Raw genomic sequence first — 17679 nt, 5'->3', positions numbered from 1 at the left:
TGCCATGCAGACGACAGGCGGCGGCCTCCAGCTCACCGACGCGGCGCGCGGCTTCCTCAAGGCCCTGGCCAGCGACACCCGCCAGGAGATCCTGTTCCTGTTCGAGGGCGGGGTGGAGCTGACCGTGGGCGAGGTGGCCGAGCGCTTGTCGCTGGCCCAGTCGGCCACCTCCACACACCTGGCGACGCTGCGTGAGGGCGGGGTGCTCACCTCCCGGCGCGAGTGGAAGACCGTCTACTACCGCGCCGACCCCGACGGGGTGCGGCGGGCGCTGGCCGATCTGCAGGTGGCCTTGGCCGCGTGCTGCCCGCCGGGCGATGGCGCCTCTGTCGGTGGTTGCGGCTGACCGGGCCGGAGACCGTCGCAGCCCGGCCCGTACCGCGACCGGCACGCCCAGGCTCCTGACGGACATCGGCTCACGCGAGGTCAGCGAACGCGCGTTCCGGCTGCTGCGGTGGATCTCCGGCCGCCAGGAACATGGTCGGCGTCTGGGATGTCACCGCCGGGCGGTTGCCTCGCTTCAGCCACTGTGACCTGGGAAAACTCCCCTAAGCGGGAGGGCGGCCCTCACCCCCGGGGTCTTGGCGGCCGAAGTACGACCCAAGTGACCCGGGGGGTGCGATGAAGCCAGGGACAGCGGGGACTTCCAGATGAAGACGATAAGAGAGTACGTGGAGACGGGGATCCTCTCGGCAGAGGATCTCAAGGGCGCGTTGCAACTGGCGATGCGATTGGAGTTCGCCACGATCCCGCCGTACCTCTGCGCGGAATGGTCGGTCAAGGACTTCTCCCACCATGCCAGGCGCGCCCTGCATCGGATCGTCGTCCAGGAGATGTACCACTTCGCCCTGGCCGGGAACCTGCTCACGGCGGTCGGCGGCACGCCGTCACTGGCCCACTCCGATTTCCTGCCCGTCTACCCGGCCGACGAACTGCCCGGCGGCATCCCGCAGGAGCTGCCGGTCGGCATCAGGCCGCTGGTCAAGGACCAGCTCGCGGTGTTCATGCAGATCGAGCACCCGGACTTTCCGCCGGTAGGCCGCCTGGTGGAGCAGCCCCCGCCAACGATCGGCGCCTTCTACGACTCGATCCAGATGACGTTCCAGACGTCCCCTCCCGAGATCGATCCGGACGCCCACGCGGTGAGAGTCCCCCACGCCCGGCCGATCCGGACCGTCGCCGACGCGATCGAGGCGATCGACCGGATCAAGATCGAGGGAGAGGGTGTGCCCGACTCGCCCACCGCGCCCACCGGCGGGAGCACGAGCCACGCACACTACTACTTGTTCAAGGAGCTGTACGTACAGCGGCGACTGATCAAGGTCGACGGCCAGTGGTCATACAGCGGCGAGTCCATCACCTTGCCCGAAGTGCACCACTTCGAGCCCTCTACGGCTGAGCCGAACCCGTCGCTGGGGTTCCGCCGCGTCTTGACCCGGCTTCTGATGGAGCTGGAGTCCTGCTGGACGACGGGGGCGGATGTGAACGATGCGGCGATGTCCACGATGTTCGAGTTGCAGAGCGCAGGCGAGGCGCTCATCGAGCGCGGCATCCGTCCGGAATTCGTGTGGATGCAACCGCCGGGGTAGGGTGCCGTCGACTGGCCGCGCTGGAGCGCTGGGCTCACGACCGTGGCGGCAGCCTGGGCCTGGGCGGGATGATGGCCACGGTCATCGGCCCCCCAAAGCGCGCTCACCTCAATGCCGATCACTCAGGGTGGACCACGCCCATTGCCGGGCCCGTGGCAATGCAATCGCAATGACTATGCCGTGTACTTCAAAAAGACTTAGAGCTGCCGCCTTAATAAGGACATGTCGTACTATCGGGCGCAATGCATTAAGCGGGCGGTCAAAACACATCAGGCGGTGACCCACTCGGACCCCCCTGTGATGTGCTGGAAATACGGCCGGACATCGAGGCCTTTCCCACAACCCGAGGAGGGAATCCCAAATGACGGCACCACCGTTCCAGGAGGAACTGGAGTACCCGCCGACCATGACGGGCCAAGCGGTCGATCAATGGCAGCGGCAGATGCGGAAACGCGGCTGGCACATCGCCACGGACGGTGAGTTCGGGCACGAGGACAGGCGCCTGTGCGCCAACTTCCAGATGGAGCACGGCCTGGAGGCCACCGGCACAGTCGACAAGAAGACGTGGAAGGCCACCTGGGAGGCCACCAGCACGGACGCTCCGCCACCGCCGAGCGACCTTCCCCTGGAGCAGGGAGACTCCGGTCCCAGCGTCCGTAGGTGGCAGCGGCAAGTGAACAACCGCGGCTGGCCCGACCTGGAGGTCGACAGTCAGTTCGGCCCGAAGACCAAGCAGGCGACCAAGGAACTGCAGAAGTTCAGGGGCCTGGAGGTGACCGGCATAGTCGACCATGAAACGTGGAAGGCCGCATGGGAGGAGAACGCGCCCGTGCATGCGGGCGTGTGAGCGCAACCAGACCAGGCCGACATCCCTCTGGGATGTCGGCCTTGGTCATTTCCCATCGAGCGGAAGGAAGGACGAAAGATGACTCATCGTCCACGGCAACCTATGGGATCATCTTCCTCCGAGCCTGCGGACGACGTGACGAAAGGCAGCAGATGCGTCCCCCGAACATCACGGCGAAGGAATTGGCCGACCACTACGGCCTCGAACCGTTGCCCCTCGAAGGAGGGGTCTTCCTAAGCACCTGGGCCGGGCCCGAGCTTCCCGGCGGGCGTCCAGCGGGAACGGCCATCATCGTGCTGCTCTCCCGCGAGGAGGGCCAGTTCTCCGCGATGCATCGCCTGCCGATTGACGAGGTCTGGCATTTCTACCTCGGCGATCCCCTCGAAATGCTGTTGCTCGATCCGGACGGCGGCGTCCGCACCGTCCTGCTCGGGCAGGATGTACTGGGCGGGCAGCAGGTGCAGGTGACCGTGCCCGGCGGCACCTGGATGGGCGCACGGGTCGTCCCGGACGGTGAGTGGGCGCTGTTCGGCTGCACCATGGCACCCGGTTTCGCCTGGGCGGACTACGAAGGCGGAGACGCCGACGACCTGTGCGCGCGCTACCCGCGGGCGGCGGAGCGAATCCGCGCCTTGTGTCGTCCCGGCGTCCCCCTGCGCCACCCGGCGGAGTCCGAGGAACTGCACGGCGTGCGAGGGGAAGGCGTTGAGCGTTCCTGAGTTGCCCGACCTGAGCGGGCAGAGCGTCCTGGTCACCGGTGCCAGCGGCACCGTGGGCCGGGGCGTCGCCTGGCGGTTCGCCCTTGCCGGTGCGGCCGTGATCGTCCATTACCACAAGGGGGCCGAGCGGGCGGAAGAACTGGTGGAGCGAGTGCGGGGACACGGCGGCAAGGCGGTCGCGCTGGGCGCGGACGTCCGCGACGAGGACGAGTGTCACCGCCTCATCCGCCGGTCGGCCGAATGGGCCGGACGACTGACGGCCCTGGTGAACAACGCCGGCGTGCAGCCCGTACAGCCACTCGACGGCATGACCGCCGCGGAGTGGCGGCAGGTGGTGGACACCAATCTGCTCAGCGTGTTCGCCTGCACGCAGGCCGCGGTGGAGGTGATGCGCTCGACGGACGGCGGGTCGATCACCCACATCGCCTCCATCGAGGGAAGCCACCCCGCCCGGCAGCACGCGCACTACTGCTCGTCCAAGGCGGCCGTCATCATGCACGCCCGTAGCGCGGCCATCGAGTACGCGCCGCTGGGCATCCGCGTCAACGTCGTCTCCCCGGGACTGATCGACAAGCCCGGCCTGGAGGAGGAGTGGCCCGACGGGGTCCGCCGCTGGGAGTCCGCCGCCCCGCTGCGGCGCAGAGGCCGGCCCCAGGACATCGGCGATGCCTGCGTCTTCCTCGCCTCGCCGATGGCCGAATGGGTGACCGGTCACAACCTGGTGGTGGACGGCGGCGTCTCCTCCGCGCCCACCTGGTAGCCACGAATCGCGTCGGCCCGGCCTTCTCATCACAGGCCGCATCACCGTGATGTGACCGCATCGGTCGAGAGACCAGAGGGACGGCACCGAGCCGCGCGGTCCCGGCCCGAGCTGTTCCACGTGAGCGCCATCCGCTTCAACGAGGCAGCGGGCGCGCCACGTCGCTACCGGCAGGCGGACTGATCCTGTTACCTTCTCCCGTTGGTACTCGTCATGGGTGCGACGACCGAGAACGAGCGGTCATCGCACCGACGAGTGAATCGAGAACAGGATGCTGACCAACGTCATGTACGTGACGATCTACGTCACCGACCAGGATCGCGCGCTGGATTTCTACACCGAGGGGCTCGGCCTGGAAAAGCGGATCGACTTCTCGGGGCCCGACGGCCGGTTCCTGACCGTAGGCGTTCCCGACAGCCCGCTGCAGATCCTCCTGTGGTCGCATGCGGGGGCGGCGGGTCAGCCAGGCGATGTGGGCGAGGAGGGCGCGCCCGGCCCGCTGATCATCGAATCCGACGATCTGCGGAGGGATTTCGAGATCCTACGCCGGCGCGGCGTCACCTTCGCAGAGCGGGAACCCGCGGACTATCCGTTCGGAGTACGAATCGAGGCGGTGGACCCGGACGGTAACCGGGTCTCGCTCCGTCAGCAGCGAAAGCCGCCAAAGCCGTGACCGCTGATCCGTCCTGCCTCCTGGCCGAGGCCTTTGAAGCACAGCGCGATCGGCTGCGCGCCCTCGCGTACCGTGTGGTGGGCTCGCACGCCGACGCCGAAGATGTGGTCCAGGAAGCCTGGATGCGTCTCGCCCGCCAGGACGAGGCGACCATCGGCAACCTGGCGGGGTGGCTGACCATCGTGGTCGGCCGGATCAGCCTGGACCTCCTGAGATCCCGGCGAGCCCATCCGGAAAGCGCCTACGGGCACGAGTTCGCGGGCCTCGTCGTGACACCCGCCGACGACCCCGCCCCGGATGAGCAGGTCGCGCTGGCCGATTCGGTGGGCTTCGCGCTGCTCGTCGTACTCGACTCGCTCACTCCGAGCGAGCGCCTGGCGTTCGTCCTGCACGACATCTTCGCGGTCCCGTTCCGCGACATCGGCAAGATCCTTGGCAAGTCCCCCGATGCCACCAAGATGATCGCCAGCCGCGCCCGCCGCAAGGTCCAGGCCGTGGACCGGCCGGCGGGCTCCGGCCGCGAGCACCAAGAGGTCGTCCGGGCATTCCGAACGGCGGCCCTCAGCGGCGACTTCGAAGCGCTCCTGCGTGTCCTCGACCCGAACGTGAAGCTCACCGTCGACACCCCCGCCGGCATGGTCGTCACCATCGGCGCCACCGAGGTCGCCACCGGCGCCCGCATGTTCTCCGGCGAGGTCGCCCGCCAGCGACCCGTGCTGGTCAACGGCATCCCGGGCCACATGTCGTGGCGTCTCGACGGAACCCCTCTGTCCGTCATCGCTTTCACCGTCACCGAAGGCCGGATCACCAGCATCCATGTCCTTGTCGACCCGGCCAGACTCGCCGCGATCGATATGGCCGCTCCGGCCTGAGCCGGTGTGGTAGGGGCGTGTCCGCCGCGCGCTCCCCGGTGCTCGCTTCGGTGCCCGGCCGGTGGAGGGACAGAGGGGCTTCCATGGCATGGCGTTGATGGCCTGGAGTTCCTTGCCGGTGGTCGTCGGGCGCAGGTGGATGGGGCGGACCGAACAGCCGGTCACCTGCGCCTGGAAGACGCGGTCGAGGTCGGCGTCGGTGGAGATCAGGTTTCCTCGGGTGGAAGGGCACTCCTGACCTCGGGGCGGCGACAGGCGGGGATGGCCGGCGGGCAAGCCCCTCTCGGGGACCAAGCGGGCCATCTCTCTCGAACACGATCAGATGCTTCGGGCACGGGCGGCGGCGCGGTACTCGCTGGGGGACAGACCTGTCTCGCGGCGGAACGCACGGCTGAAATCCGCGGGTTGGGCGAAGCCCCAGCGCGCGGCGATGGCCGCGATGGGCACATGCTCCAGGGCGAGGTCGGCCAGGTCGCGCTTGCAGTGGTCCAGACGCCGGGTGCGGAGGTGGGCGCCGACGGACGTGTCGTGGTGCTGCTGGAAGATCCGGTGCAGGTAGCGCACGGAGATGTGGTGGGCGGCGGCGATGGCCGCGGGGTCCAGGTCCGGGCGGTGCAGGTTCTCCTCGATGAACGACAAGATGCGCAACACCAGCAGGTCGGCCCGGGATGCCGGCGATGGGGCGTCGTCGTCGAGGTGGTGGGCCAGCACCGCGGCGGTGAGGTCGACCGCGGTGCGCCCGAGGCGCTGCATGTCGAACGGCGTGTAGTCGACCCGGTCCTCGGTCAGCGTGGTCATGAACTGGGCGAGCAGCCGGCCGATACCGCCGGTGGCGGGGAGCGGGACCGCGAGCAGCCGGGCCACGTGAGCCGCGGGTAACGGTGACAGGCGCTTGGGGAATTGCAGGACGATCGTCGACGCCTTCGCGGGGCCACTGCACGACGCCTCGAACGGCTGTGAGCTGTCATAGAGCACCAGCTCACCTGGGTGTACCAGGGCATGCGCACGGTTCTGCTCGATCCCCTGCCGCCCGGCGCGGATGAAGGCCATCTGGTAGTGCTCCGGGTCTGATCGCCGGATCAATCGAGGCGTCCGAATGGAGAAAAGATTAGTATAGGACATTGCCGTGATATGGGCTACTCCTAAAGGCATCACGTCGAGTCGCGCGGCGAATGCGGAGGGGTTATCGATGTGGAACCTCGTGGCCACCAATGCGGACGAGGTGACGTGCCGCCATCCCTCTACGCGCTCGCTGACAGGCATAACCGAAGTATCGAAGACCGCTTGCATGAGACCTCCAGGCCGCGCATTTCCTTCGGGGAGAAGCGTGCCACCGCCGGACAGGCGGCGCTAGTGCACTCAATGCGCGGAGCACTGCGCTTACTGCTGATGACATGGGTGCCGTTGCCGCGGAGAATCTACTACAGAAAGTAGCCGATCAAGTGAGATCGGACTATTGAGCTGATCGCCTGGTGCGGCCGTTCGCCAAAACTGGGTGCGTCCAGGGAGAGTGCTGCAGGTCAGGCATCCGGGGAAGCGAAGAACACTTAACGGCTCACAAATGCAGGGGGAGATCATTCGGCATGCGGCCAGCGTAACAAGGAAACACTTCCGGCGAGGTCAGCCGCCGAAGGAATGGACATCATCCGCAAAGCCACGGCGCTGATGATCACGCCATCGGCCTCAGTCGCGACAGCAAGAACCGAAAGACAGGTGTCCCGCCGTCACATCCGATCAAAGGAGAAAGCTCACATGTCCATCGCTGGGGCGAAAGACGGCCTTCAAGGCCGCTCCGGCGGCGACCTCCGGCCCCCGCCACTGTCACGGAGCGCGACACCTGGCGTCCCTATGGCAACACGACTTCGATCACCTCCAGTTCCAGCATGTGGCGGCGCGCCGGCACCCGGGCCATCGTCACCAGCGTGTTAGCGCAGGTCTGCGCGATCAGATCGCCGGGCGGGGCCGGACGCGCCCTCAGGCAGGGGGCCAAGGTGAATTCGGTAGGAGTTCTCAACGGCACACTCCTCAGTAAATCTTCGAGCGTCTGAACCCCAGCTCATCGAAACGAAGCGAATCCTGCGGTCGCGACCCACGATGTTCCAGAAAGCCCGCCGACGGTCGGCGCACCGGCTCACGCGGTTCCTGGGCCGCCACCGATTCCTCACCGAGTGGCGACACCTGGCCGACCCGGCGCTCACGAGAACCTCCCTGGAGTCGTCGACGGCAAGCCATTGACGCCCTCAATCAGATAGTGGACGACACGCCGATCATACGGAAACCTAAACAGGAGGAAGCGTTGAAACGAATAACGGCCGGCATCGGCCTGATCATCGGCCTGATCATGTTCACCGCGCTACCCGCCGCCGCAAACGTTCCTGCCAACCGGATCATCGAAACCGGGCAGTACAGCGTCACGTCGGAGGCACGCTACTACAGTGCGGGCGAGCTCATCGCGCTGACGCTGGTTCCATATGGCGACAGCAGAAATACCATCAACGGCGATCTGGTGTTCTGTAAAACGAACAGCGGCTGCAAGGATGCCATCTGGACGGATGTCGTCAAAACGAACCACGACTATGCGCAGGAACGCTACAACGTTGGTCAGACGGGCTACTACTGGTTCCGGCTGAGGTGCACGGGCGGCGGAGAGCCGACCACCACCTGCCACGGACGCGGCACCATGGACGACGTCGGATAACGAAATCGGTGGCCTGGCTCGCCGGCACGTCACTTCGGCATCGCGGCGTCTGAGACCAGCGATGGCAGCGGTGTACCCAACTGATCGACCCCGGCGGCGGCTTCCATCGGCCGCCGGGGTCTCAGCGGATGCCACCGCCGCACCGGTGCTTCGCGACGCGCCGGTCCCCGCTACGTGCCGTATATGCCGTCGTCGTGTCCCATGTCCCGCGACCGCGGTCACGTGGCGGTGAGCTTGCCGGTTCCGGCGCCGAGGTCGAGCACTCGCGGGCCGGGCGCGGGTTCGAGCGCCCAGTGGATTGCGGCGGGCGCGTAGCCCGGGCGGTGCTCGGCGTACGCGTCCGCCGCGGCGCCGAATGACGAGGCATGAAGTAGCCGTTCGTCCTCTTCCATGCGATCACCCCTGTCTCCCGTACGCTCGTCGGCCGAGCATCCGACAGAGCACTACCAGACGCTGAAGCCGGGAAGTGCTAAGGGAGAACACCGGCACGCGATCAGCAGGGTGTCCCGCGCGGGCCGCTGCGAGGACCGAGCGTTCGCTCGACCACCTGACGAAGGGATGGGCAGAATGCGGGCCTGGCTCATTCGGCATGCCGAGAGCGTGGCCAATGTCGGCGAGGCGACGGCGGACCCGGCGGCGATCTCGCTCACCGACCGGGGCAGAGCCCAGGCCGTACACCTCGCAGCGTCGCTCTCCGCACCACCCGCGCTGATCGTGACCTCGGCCTACGCCCGTACCAAGCAGACCGCGCAACCCACCCTCGAACGCTTCCCCGGCACCCCGCACGAGGAGTGGCCGGTCCACGAGTTCACCTATCTGCCCACCCTGCACGGCCGGTTGAGCACCGTCGCCGAGCGGCGCCCCATGGTGGAGGAGTACTGGCGACGGGCCGATCCTCGCCATACCGATGGCGCCGGCGCCGAATCGTTCGCCGGCCTGCTCGCCAGAGCCCACGGCTTTCTTGAACGGATGCAGCGATGCGCGGACGAACCCATCGCGGTGTTCACGCACGGCATTTTCATCCAGGCGGTGCTGTGGGCGCTCATGACCGAACCCGTCCCGCCGACCGGCCCGGAGATGAGGCTGTTCCGGGCGTTCACCCAGGCGTTCAGGCTGCCCAACACGGCCGTGGTCGATTTACGGCTGGACGGCAACGGCAGAGGTTCGATACGGGGTGGCCGGATCGCGCATCTCCCGAGTGGCCTGGTCACCGGCGATTAGTGCGCAGCGGAAGTACTCCCTGCCGGCCTGCGCCTTTTGCCGAGGGCGGCGACGAACGCCTCTGCCCGGTGCCGCACTGCTGTGCTCGGTCGCGTTCCCGATGCCGCCCGGGTGGAGCGGGCCGTTCGCCGAGTCGCCCAGGTCATTTCGGCGAGGACGAGCACCCCGGCGATCAGGACGATGGCCGCGGCGATCTTCAGGGCCGCCGCCGTCCTGGACGCGGTCCTGTCCGCCGAGAACGCCGCGATCTCCCGCGATCAGGCGGTGGCCCTCCTGATCGGACCGATCTTCTTCTCGATCTTGAGCGGCCAGGACCCGGCCACGATCAACGCGGGTGACCTGGCCGGGACGGTCCTCCTCGCGCTGCGGGAGGGGGCGCGCACCCGCTGGATCGGGCCGACGCGTACCGCGCGCGGGGCCACCACTCGGCGACCGCGCCGGAGGTGAACAGCACAATGCCTGTTGTGGGCTCATCATCGCTGATCACCGTCACCGCACTGCTGCCGGCGGTGCTGCTGCTGCTCATCACGCTGGGCGTCGCCGTGGCCTGGCTGGGCAGGCTCGGCCACGCCAAGGCCGTCCTCACCGCCTGCCTGCGCGCGGCTCTCCAGCTCGGCGCGGTCTCCGCGCTGATCACCTGGGCGGTGAACCACGCGGGCGCGGTGGCGGGGTTCATCCTGCTCATGTACGCGGTGGCCGCCTTCACCGCCGGCCGGCGCATCACCCGGGGGCCGCGCGCGTGGTGGGCGGCCGTGCCGGTCGCGGCGGGCCTGCTGCCGGTACTGATCATCCTCGTGGCCGGCGGGGTGGTGGCCGTCAAGGGGATCGTGCTGATCCCCGTCACCGGGATCGTGCTGGGCGGCTGCATGACCGCCACCGCCCTGGCCGGGCGCCGCGCGCTGGACGAACTGCGCGTGCGCCGCGGCGAGGTGGAGGCGGCGCTGGCGCTGGGTCTTCTCCCCCGCGAAGCCGCGCTGGAGATCTGCCGGCCCGCGGCGAGCCAGGCCCTGCTGCCCGCGCTGGACCAGACCAGAACGGTCGGGCTGGTCACCCTTCCCGGTGCCTTCGTGGGGATGCTGCTCGGCGGGGCCGGGCCGATCGAGGCGGGGGTGGTACAACTCGTGGTGCTGGTGTCCTTGCTGGCCGCCGAGGTGGTGGCCACGCTGGTGACCACCGAACTGGTCGCCCGCGGCGTGTTCACCGACGCGGGCGGTCAGATCGAGGGGTGAGCGCGGCGGCGTGGCTCCCCGGAGTGTCAGGGCATGTAGCGCCCGGTGCCGCTGAGCGCGACCGCGAAGAACCGGAACGGGCGCTCGACCTTGTAGAACCCGAGCGGGCAGTGCTTGGTGCCCGCGGGGATGAAGACCGAACTCGTCGTGGTGAGCACGTGCCTTTCTCCCTCGATCGTCATGTACACCTCGCCGCCGAGGTCATCCGGGTTGTTCGGGTCGTTTCCCACGAACATCAGGATCTCGTCGTAGACGTGCTCGTGCTCGCGCACCCACTCGACCTCGTGGTCGATCTCCTTCACCCAGCTCGTCGTGATGTAGGTGGTCGCCTGGGCCACGTCGGCCGAGCGCATCGCGGCCAGCGGCTCGTCCAGGTTCGGCGGCAGCCTCTGCCCGGCGGGCTCGCCTTCGTAGACCATGTCGCCGCCGCACTCCTGGAAGTGGGTGACGAACAGGTTGCCGTACTTACCGCTCATTTTCTGACCCTTTCTGAAACGGCCGCCCCCTTAACGGGACAGGCCAATCGTATGAATGGCCGTATCGCCGATCCCATTCATGCGCCGAGGCAAGCCTGGTACTTTTCACGGGCCTGTCTGCGGTACGCCGACGGCGGCGCCCCAGCCTCGCGCCGGAAGAAGCGGGAGAAGTACGAGGCGTCTTCGAAGCCGAGCCGGTCCGCCACCTGTGCGCAGGTCATGCCCGTGTTCGCGAGGAGTCGCTGCGCCTCGGTCAGCACCGCCGAGCGGATGATCTGCCCAGGAGTCCGCCCGGTCTGCGTGACGACCACCTCACGCAGATATCCCGATGTGACCCCGAGGCGCATGGCGGCCGACCGCACCGTGAGGGTGGCGGACGCCTTTTCCGCGACGAGTTTGCTGAATTCCACGCTCAGTTCCGCCGAAAGCCCGGTGCGCGGCCCTTCGGGCGCGTTGAAACCGTCGAACCGGCGGCACAGCAAAAGCAGCGCGGAAAGCAGGTGCCGCACGATGGGGTCCGACTGGTCATCGCCTTCGGCGTACTCACCGGCCATGGCCGCGAGCAGCCCTTCGATCCTCGGAAGCCGACCGGCGTCGGGGCAGAGCATGTTCGGGTATTGGCCGAGGTTCACCGGATCGGGCGCTCCCGGCCCCGCGAGAAAGGGCTCGTCGAAGAGCACCACGGTCCCGTCCAGGGGTTCGGGGGTCACCCAGGCGTGTACCTGCCCCCGGCGGACCAGGTACAGCCGACCGGCCTCGATCGGGTACTCCGTGCCGTCGATGATGTGCGTTCCGCGTCCTTCGCGGACGTACAGGATCTCCAGGAACTCGTGCCGGTGCGGGATCGCCGCGGCCTCCCGGGGTCCGTGGCTGAGCACCGGCCCGATCTCGAACTGCGGCGCGTCCCGGCCCCGTCCTCCTTCGATCACGTGGACGGGAAACGTTGAGCGTGAGGCTTTTTTCATGGTCCTCGTTCCTTCGTCCGGGCGTGGGAGACACACGGCCGGGGGCAGCGGTCTCCCACGCGTCGTCAACCGGCGGCGGACACCTCCAGGGTGTCGGCGAGCAGGGCCTTGGTGTAGGCGTGCCGTGGTTCGGTGAGCACCGTGTCGGTGCCGCCGTGCTCCACGACGTGCCCCTCGCTCAGCACGATCACACTGTCGGCCAGGCTGCGGACCACGGCGAGGTTGTGGGTGACGAACACCATGCCGAGACCGTCGTGGAGCAGGCCGCGCAGCAGTTCGACGATGGCCGCCTGGACCGACACGTCCAGCGCCGAGGTGACCTCGTCGCAGATCAGCACGGTCGGCGCGCAGCCTAGCGCCCGGGCGATGGCGACCCGCTGGCGTTGCCCGCCGGACAGCTCCGCGGGGTAGCGGGAGGCCAGGTGGCCGGGAAGCTCGACCCGTTCCAGCAGTTCCGCGACCCGCGCCCGGGCCGCCTTGGCACCGAGCCCGAAGAAGTGCCGTAGCGGCTCGGCCACGCAGTCACCGACCGTGGCCCGCGGATTGAGCGAGCCGTAGGGGTTTTGGAAGATGTACTGCATGGACCGGCGCTGGTCCGGGTCCCGCCTGGCGGCGGCCGGGGCGAGGGGCGTCCCGCCCAGTTCGACGGTGCCGCCCCAGCGCTCCTGCAACCCGATCAGGCTGCGCGACATGGTCGTCTTGCCACTGCCGGACTCGCCGACGACCGCCAGGCACTCCCCTTCGACCACGTCGAAGGAGACGTCGAAGAGGACCTGGCGGTCGCGGTAGCCGGCGGCCAGGTCGCGTACGCGCAGCAGCGGGGTGTCGCCCGGCGCGGCCTCCTGCACGGCGGAGGCGGGCGCGGTGGCGCTCAGGCGCGGCCGCTCGGGCATCTCCTCGGCTCGGAGGCAGCGCGCCGAGTGGCCTGGCACCAGCTCGATCAATGACGGCGCACTGGTGGTGCATTCGTCGGCCACGAAGGCGCAGCGCGGGGCGAAGACGCAGCCGGGGTGGGTGTCCTGCACGCCCGGGGCGCGGCCGGGGATCGAGGTGAGCCGCATCCGCTCCCTGGCCGAGGGCACGGCGGCGAGCAGCGCACGGGTGTACGGGTGCGCCGGCCGGGCCACGACCTGCTTGGTGGGGCCCGCTTCCACGATCATGCCGCCGTACATCACGGCGACCCGGTCGGCGACCTCGCCGATCACGGCGAGGTCGTGTGAGACGTAGATGGCCGCCATCTGGTTGTCCGCGCAGAGCCGGGCCACCAGGGCGAGCACCCGCGCCTGAGTGGTGACGTCCAGGCCGGTCGTCGGCTCGTCCAGCACGGTCAGCCGTGGCCTCGGCGCGACGGCCATGGCCAGGGCCACCCGCTGCTGCTGGCCCCCGGACAGCTCGCGCGGACGGCGGTGCAGGAAGGCGTCGTCGGACGGCAGCCCGACTGCGCCGAGCACCTCGCGGATGCGCGCGTCGACCTCCTTGGCGTCCCCTTCCAGGACCTCCGCCAACTGGACGCCGATCCGCAGTGCCGGGTTCAGCGCCGTCGCCGGGTCCTGCGGTACGTAGGCCACCACGTTGCCGCGGTACCGGCGCAGCGCGCGCGGCCCGAGCGAGAGCACGTCGGTGCCGTCGATCAGCACCTGACCGGCGGTGATCCGCGCCCCGTGCCGCGCGTAGCCCAGCATGGCCAGTGACATGGTGCTCTTGCCCGAGCCCGACTCCCCGACGACACCGAGGACCTGACCCGGTTCCAGGTCGAACGTGGCGTCCTTGACGATGGGGCTTCCGTCGCGCAGTGCGATGGTCAGGCCGCGGACCTCGATCGCGCTCATTCAGCCACGCCCCTCGGTACGGGCGATCACCCGGGCGGAGCCCTCGGCGATCAGGTTGCCGCCGATGGTGAACAGCACGATGCAGGCGACCGGGGCCAGCACGGCCCATGGCATGTTCTGCAGCCCGGTACGGTTCTCGCTGATCATCAGGCCCCAGTCCGCGGCCGGCGGCTGGATGCCGTACCCGAGGAAGCTGATCGCGGCGAGGATGCCGATCGACCACATCAGCCGCATCCCCAGCTCGACCAGCAGCGGCGAGGACACATTCGGCAGGAAGCAGCGCGCCAGGATGGTGCGGGCGGGAATCCCGACCGTGCGAGACCACATGACGTACTCCCGATCGTTGAGCGGCCGTGCCGCGCCGCGGATGACCCGCGCGACGCCGGGTGTCATGCCGATCGCGGTCAGCACCACCAGCAGCCATGGCTTGGGGCCGATCACGGACACGAACAGCAGCGTGAACAGCAGGGCCGGGAACGCGAGCAGCACGTCCATGACCCGCATCAGGACGGTGTCGGTGATGCCGCCGTAGAAGGCGGCCGCGATGCCCACCAGCGCGCCCAGCGCCACCGCCGCGATGGCCGCCGCCGGAGCCATCCACGCCAGGTGGAAGCCACCGGCCAGCACGCGGGACAGCACGTCGCGGCCCAGTTGGTCCGCTCCAAGGGGCAGCCCGTCGCCCGGCGTCGCATAGGGCAGCGCGATGCTCTTGGCCGGGTCGTGCGGCGTCAGCAGCGGCCCGGCCAGGGCGAAGCCCATGGTCAGCAGGACCAGCGCGCATCCCAGCCGCACCTGTCCGGAGCGCAGGAGCCGCAGCGCGCCGGGCCGGTTCCGCTGTGGCACGGCGGGGGCATCCGGCCCGCTCGCACTCGGGTCGACCGCATCGACGACCTTCGACACGGTACTCACCTCCGCTCTCCGCTCTTGCCGGTGTGCAGCAGGTCGGCCAGTAGGTTGAAGAAGTAGTACACGGCCGCGATCACCAGCACGACGGCCTGGATGACCGGGAGATCCCGGTTGCTGATCGAGTCGATCAGCAACCCTCCGATCCCCGGATAGCCGAACAGGTACTCGACCACCACCACGCCGCCGACGGTGAAGGCCGCCACGAGGCTCGCCGCGGGCACCGCCGGGGCCAGCGCGTTCGGCAGCGCGTGGGTGAGCAGGATGCGGGCCGAGCCGAGTCCCTTGAGCCGGGCCATCTCCACGTACTCGCTGTTGAGCACGTCGATGAAGGAGACGCGGATCAGCCTGGACAGGTACATCACCCCGCCGATCACCAAGGTGGCGACCGGCAGTACCAGAGCCTGCGGATGCCACCAGGGCATGTGCTCGGCCGGGATCAGCGACACCGGCGGGAACCAGTGGAACACGGTGGTGCCGAACAGCGCGACCAGCAGGGTCCCGACGACGAAGTCGGCCAGGGCGTTGGCCACCATCGACGACCACAGGAACGTGCGGTCGAAGAGGCTGTCCTTGAACTGCGCGGCGAGGATGCCGATCAGCAGTGACAGGGGCAGGATCAGCACGACCGCGAACAGGCTCAGCGTGGCGGAGTTCACCAGCCGCTCACCGAGCAACTGGGACACCGGCCGGCCGCTGGCCAGCGAGGTGCCGAGGTCTCCGCTGAGCACGCCGCTCAGCCAGTGCCAGTACTGGCTGAGAAGCGAACGGTCCAGACCGAGCTGGTGCCGGAGGGCCTCCACCCGCTCCGGCGTCGCGGACATGCCCAGCATGACCTTGGCGACATCGCCCGGCATGGCCTGGGTGGCGAAGAAGACCAGGGTCGTCACCACGAAGAGCATCGCGATGGCCTGGGCGACGATCCACCCGATCCGGCCGGGCACGGTCGCAGGCCGGCGTCGGGTAAGACTGTGGCGGGGGCCCGCCGACCGGGTTGCACCGGTTAGTTCCGCGACCATTCCCGTTCCTTCGCATCGTTCTCGCCTGTGCCCGAAGGCGATGTCGATCCCAGCAGATCGGCGAGACGGCGTCTTGCACCTGCGTGCAGTGCGGTTGTTGCCCAACGCACGCTCACTGGCGCCTTATGGCCGTCCGGGCCGTCCGGGGCGCAGAGTGCTCCCGACGACAAGGTTTCGTGCGCTGGCGCACAAGACGGCCTCCTGTGTCTAGCGGTTGACTCCGTGCAACCGGAAACCGACGTCGTGGCGATTCGGCCAGACACCAACCCTCCGGAGGGAAGACCTAAATGCGCTTGTCAATGTGGCAACGTCGAAGCCGGCGGTGGAAGGTGGGTGTGCCAGGTCTTGCCCTGATGCTCGTCGCAGCCGCAACGGTCTCCTGCTCGCCACCGGCCGAGCCCACGGCGAGTACGCCCGGCGGCGGCTCCGGCACCCTCGCCCTCGGGGTGGTCGGCAGCACGAAGGACATGCTCTACCCCTACGCGCCGCAGCAGACGATCTCCGAGGAGGTGCTCTGGCAGAACACCCTGGACCAGTTGACCACGTACGCCTCGGACGGCTCGATCACGTACGCCCTGGCCGAGTCGATGACGCCGAACAAGTCGCTGGACGTGTGGACCGTCAAGCTACGGCCCGGTGTGAAGCTGCACAGCGGTAAGACCTTCGGCGCCGACGACGTCATCTTCAGCGTCAAGTCGCTGCTGACCGAGGAGGGCTACCCCTTCGCCGCGAACCTCGACTTCGTCAGGCCGGACGGGCAGAAGAAGATCGACGATCTGACCGTCGAGTTCCGGCTGAAGCGCCCGTTCGGCCCGTTCGCCGCGGCGTGGGCCTACAGCGCCTTCAAGATGATCGGCGCGGGTTCCACCAAGGACAAGGTCGACGGCACCGGGCCGTTCACCGTGAAGAGCTTCTCACCGGGGGCTCAGGCCGTGTTGGAACGGTACGACGCCTACTGGGGTACCAAGCCCGGCTTCGGCACGCTCAACGTGCACTTCTTCCAGGACCAGACGGCGATCACCAACGCGCTGCGCGGCGGGCAGATCAACGTCGCGCCGTCCGTCCCCTTCTCCGACGCCAAGGCCCTGGAGTCCGCCGGGGTCAAGGTGCTCAAGAGCGACAGCATGAACGTGCTGTCGCTGGACATGCGCACCGACATCCCGCCGTTCAACGACAACCGGGTCCGTGAGGCGATGAAGCTGATCGCCGACCGGGAGCAGATCGCCAGCAACGCCTTCGGCGGTTTCGCCAAGCCGGCCAACGACTACAACGGCGCGAGCGCCTCCTGTCCCGCACCGGACGTGCCCCAGCGCGCCCAGGACCTCGCCCGGGCCAAGGCGCTGCTGGCCGAGGCGGGAAAGAGCGACCTGAAGGTCGAACTGGTGACCGACGGGGCGTTCCCGGGGATGATGGAACTGGCCCAGTTGTTCGCGCAGCAGGCCGGCGAGGCCGGGGTCACCGTCACGGTACGCAAGATGGACGTCGCGACGCTGCTGAACAAGTGGCTGGAGTGGCCGTTCATCATCAACATCACCAGCTCGCCGATGATCAACGCGATCACCGACCACCTGCTGCCCAACGGCGGGAACAACGCGGCGCACTTCGACGACCCGGAGTTCAAGAAGATCGCCGGCGACCTGTTCGCGAGCGGTGACGTGGGCCGGCAGTGCGGCGACATCCAGAAGTTGCAGAAGATCCAGTGGGAGCGCGGCGGCAATCTCATCGCGGTCACCTCGCAAGACCTGACCCTTCACACCGCCAACGTGCGCGGCCTGCAGCCCGACCTGTTCGGCCGTTCGGCCTTCCGCTACGGCGGCGTCTCGGTCGGGTGACCGGACCCGCCGTTGACGATCGGCCCTGCCCCCGGCCACCCGGCCGG

20 protein-coding genes are annotated in these 17679 nt (G+C 68.5%); 12 read left to right on the top strand and 8 right to left on the bottom strand.

Going from position 1 to position 17679, the window contains the following annotated elements; translation table 11 throughout:
• Positions 1-4: 4 nt before the first annotated feature.
• The 7 genes from ACH34R_RS17200 to ACH34R_RS17170 all read left to right on the top strand — a co-directional run bounded on the left by ACH34R_RS17200 (position 5) and on the right by ACH34R_RS17170 (position 5460).
• Positions 5-346, top strand: coding sequence for an ArsR/SmtB family transcription factor (locus ACH34R_RS17200; RefSeq protein ID WP_397562420.1), 342 nt, complete (start codon positions 5-7; stop codon positions 344-346).
• Between the two features lie 304 nt (positions 347-650).
• The gene (locus tag ACH34R_RS17195) at positions 651-1589 is read left to right on the top strand and encodes a ferritin-like protein (protein WP_397562419.1); all 939 of its coding nucleotides are present in this window, start codon (positions 651-653) and stop codon (positions 1587-1589) included.
• Between the two features lie 361 nt (positions 1590-1950).
• Positions 1951-2436: a peptidoglycan-binding protein gene (locus tag ACH34R_RS17190; protein WP_397562418.1), complete on the top strand. Its 486-nt coding sequence runs from the start codon at positions 1951-1953 to the stop codon at positions 2434-2436.
• Between the two features lie 152 nt (positions 2437-2588).
• Positions 2589-3155 carry a cupin domain-containing protein gene (locus tag ACH34R_RS17185; RefSeq protein ID WP_397562417.1) on the top strand — a complete coding sequence of 189 codons (567 nt, stop codon included), beginning with the start codon at positions 2589-2591 and terminating at the stop codon, positions 3153-3155.
• On the top strand, positions 3142-3915 hold the full coding sequence (locus ACH34R_RS17180; RefSeq protein WP_397562416.1) for an SDR family NAD(P)-dependent oxidoreductase: 774 nt from the start codon (positions 3142-3144) through the stop codon (positions 3913-3915). The genes ACH34R_RS17185 and ACH34R_RS17180 overlap by 14 nt, the downstream gene beginning before the upstream one ends.
• 271 nt (positions 3916-4186) lie before the next feature.
• Complete coding sequence (locus ACH34R_RS17175; protein WP_397562415.1) at positions 4187-4588, top strand: VOC family protein; 402 nt, start codon at positions 4187-4189, stop codon at positions 4586-4588.
• Positions 4585-5460 carry a sigma-70 family RNA polymerase sigma factor gene (locus tag ACH34R_RS17170; RefSeq protein ID WP_397562414.1) on the top strand — a complete coding sequence of 292 codons (876 nt, stop codon included), beginning with the start codon at positions 4585-4587 and terminating at the stop codon, positions 5458-5460. Before ACH34R_RS17175 ends, ACH34R_RS17170 begins: the two co-directional genes overlap by 4 nt.
• A 318-nt stretch (positions 5461-5778) precedes the next feature.
• Here ACH34R_RS17170 and ACH34R_RS17165 read toward each other — a convergent pair whose 3' ends face one another.
• Positions 5779-6723 (bottom strand): helix-turn-helix domain-containing protein, encoded by a 945-nt coding sequence (locus ACH34R_RS17165; RefSeq protein WP_397562413.1) that lies wholly within the window; start codon positions 6721-6723, stop codon positions 5779-5781.
• A 583-nt stretch (positions 6724-7306) separates the two neighbouring features.
• On the bottom strand, positions 7307-7474 hold the full coding sequence (locus ACH34R_RS17160) for a hypothetical protein (protein WP_397562412.1): 168 nt from the start codon (positions 7472-7474) through the stop codon (positions 7307-7309).
• A 237-nt stretch (positions 7475-7711) separates the two neighbouring features.
• Here ACH34R_RS17160 and ACH34R_RS17155 point away from each other — a divergent pair, with 237 nt between their 5' ends.
• Positions 7712-8158: a hypothetical protein gene (locus ACH34R_RS17155; RefSeq protein ID WP_397562411.1), complete on the top strand. Its 447-nt coding sequence runs from the start codon at positions 7712-7714 to the stop codon at positions 8156-8158.
• A 218-nt stretch (positions 8159-8376) separates the two neighbouring features.
• Here the strand turns inward: ACH34R_RS17155 and ACH34R_RS17150 are convergent, their stop codons facing one another.
• Positions 8377-8550 carry a hypothetical protein gene (locus ACH34R_RS17150; protein ID WP_397562410.1) on the bottom strand — a complete coding sequence of 58 codons (174 nt, stop codon included), beginning with the start codon at positions 8548-8550 and terminating at the stop codon, positions 8377-8379.
• A 175-nt stretch (positions 8551-8725) separates the two neighbouring features.
• Between ACH34R_RS17150 and ACH34R_RS17145 the strand changes: the two genes are divergently transcribed.
• From ACH34R_RS17145 to ACH34R_RS17135, 3 genes are all read left to right on the top strand, one after another.
• Positions 8726-9379: a histidine phosphatase family protein gene (locus tag ACH34R_RS17145; protein ID WP_397562409.1), complete on the top strand. Its 654-nt coding sequence runs from the start codon at positions 8726-8728 to the stop codon at positions 9377-9379.
• A 180-nt stretch (positions 9380-9559) separates the two neighbouring features.
• On the top strand, positions 9560-9826 hold the full coding sequence (locus ACH34R_RS17140; RefSeq protein WP_397562408.1) for a hypothetical protein: 267 nt from the start codon (positions 9560-9562) through the stop codon (positions 9824-9826).
• 17 nt (positions 9827-9843) lie between these two features.
• Positions 9844-10608 (top strand): ABC transporter permease, encoded by a 765-nt coding sequence (locus ACH34R_RS17135; RefSeq protein WP_397562407.1) that lies wholly within the window; start codon positions 9844-9846, stop codon positions 10606-10608.
• A gap of 26 nt (positions 10609-10634) precedes the next feature.
• On the opposite strand, the gene ACH34R_RS17130 is transcribed toward ACH34R_RS17135, so the two are convergent.
• From ACH34R_RS17130 to ACH34R_RS17110, 5 genes are all read right to left on the bottom strand, one after another.
• Positions 10635-11084, bottom strand: a complete 450-nt coding sequence (locus ACH34R_RS17130) for a hypothetical protein (RefSeq protein WP_397562406.1) — start codon at positions 11082-11084, stop codon at positions 10635-10637.
• 77 nt (positions 11085-11161) lie between these two features.
• Positions 11162-12013, bottom strand: coding sequence for a helix-turn-helix domain-containing protein (locus ACH34R_RS17125; protein ID WP_397562405.1), 852 nt, complete (start codon positions 12011-12013; stop codon positions 11162-11164).
• Positions 12014-12114: 101 nt separating this feature from the next.
• Positions 12115-13878, bottom strand: coding sequence for a dipeptide ABC transporter ATP-binding protein (locus ACH34R_RS17120; protein WP_397562404.1), 1764 nt, complete (start codon positions 13876-13878; stop codon positions 12115-12117).
• Positions 13879-14787, bottom strand: a complete 909-nt coding sequence (locus tag ACH34R_RS17115) for an ABC transporter permease (protein WP_397562403.1) — start codon at positions 14785-14787, stop codon at positions 13879-13881. It lies immediately after the preceding gene.
• Positions 14784-15725, bottom strand: a complete 942-nt coding sequence (locus tag ACH34R_RS17110) for an ABC transporter permease (protein WP_233507051.1) — start codon at positions 15723-15725, stop codon at positions 14784-14786. Before ACH34R_RS17110 ends, ACH34R_RS17115 begins: the two co-directional genes overlap by 4 nt.
• 410 nt (positions 15726-16135) lie before the next feature.
• On the opposite strand from ACH34R_RS17110, the gene ACH34R_RS17105 reads away from it, so the two are divergent.
• A complete protein-coding gene (locus tag ACH34R_RS17105) occupies positions 16136-17632 on the top strand; it encodes an ABC transporter substrate-binding protein (RefSeq protein WP_397562402.1) in 1497 nt (498 codons plus the stop codon).
• Positions 17633-17679 lie beyond the last annotated feature (47 nt).

Origin of the sequence: Spongiactinospora sp. 9N601, assembly GCF_044326295.1 — a bacterium.
Lineage (GTDB): Bacteria > Actinomycetota > Actinomycetes > Streptosporangiales > Streptosporangiaceae > Spongiactinospora > Spongiactinospora gelatinilytica.
The sequence above is the reverse complement of the archived record's forward strand: the minus strand, read 5'-3'. Positions and strand labels throughout refer to the sequence as shown.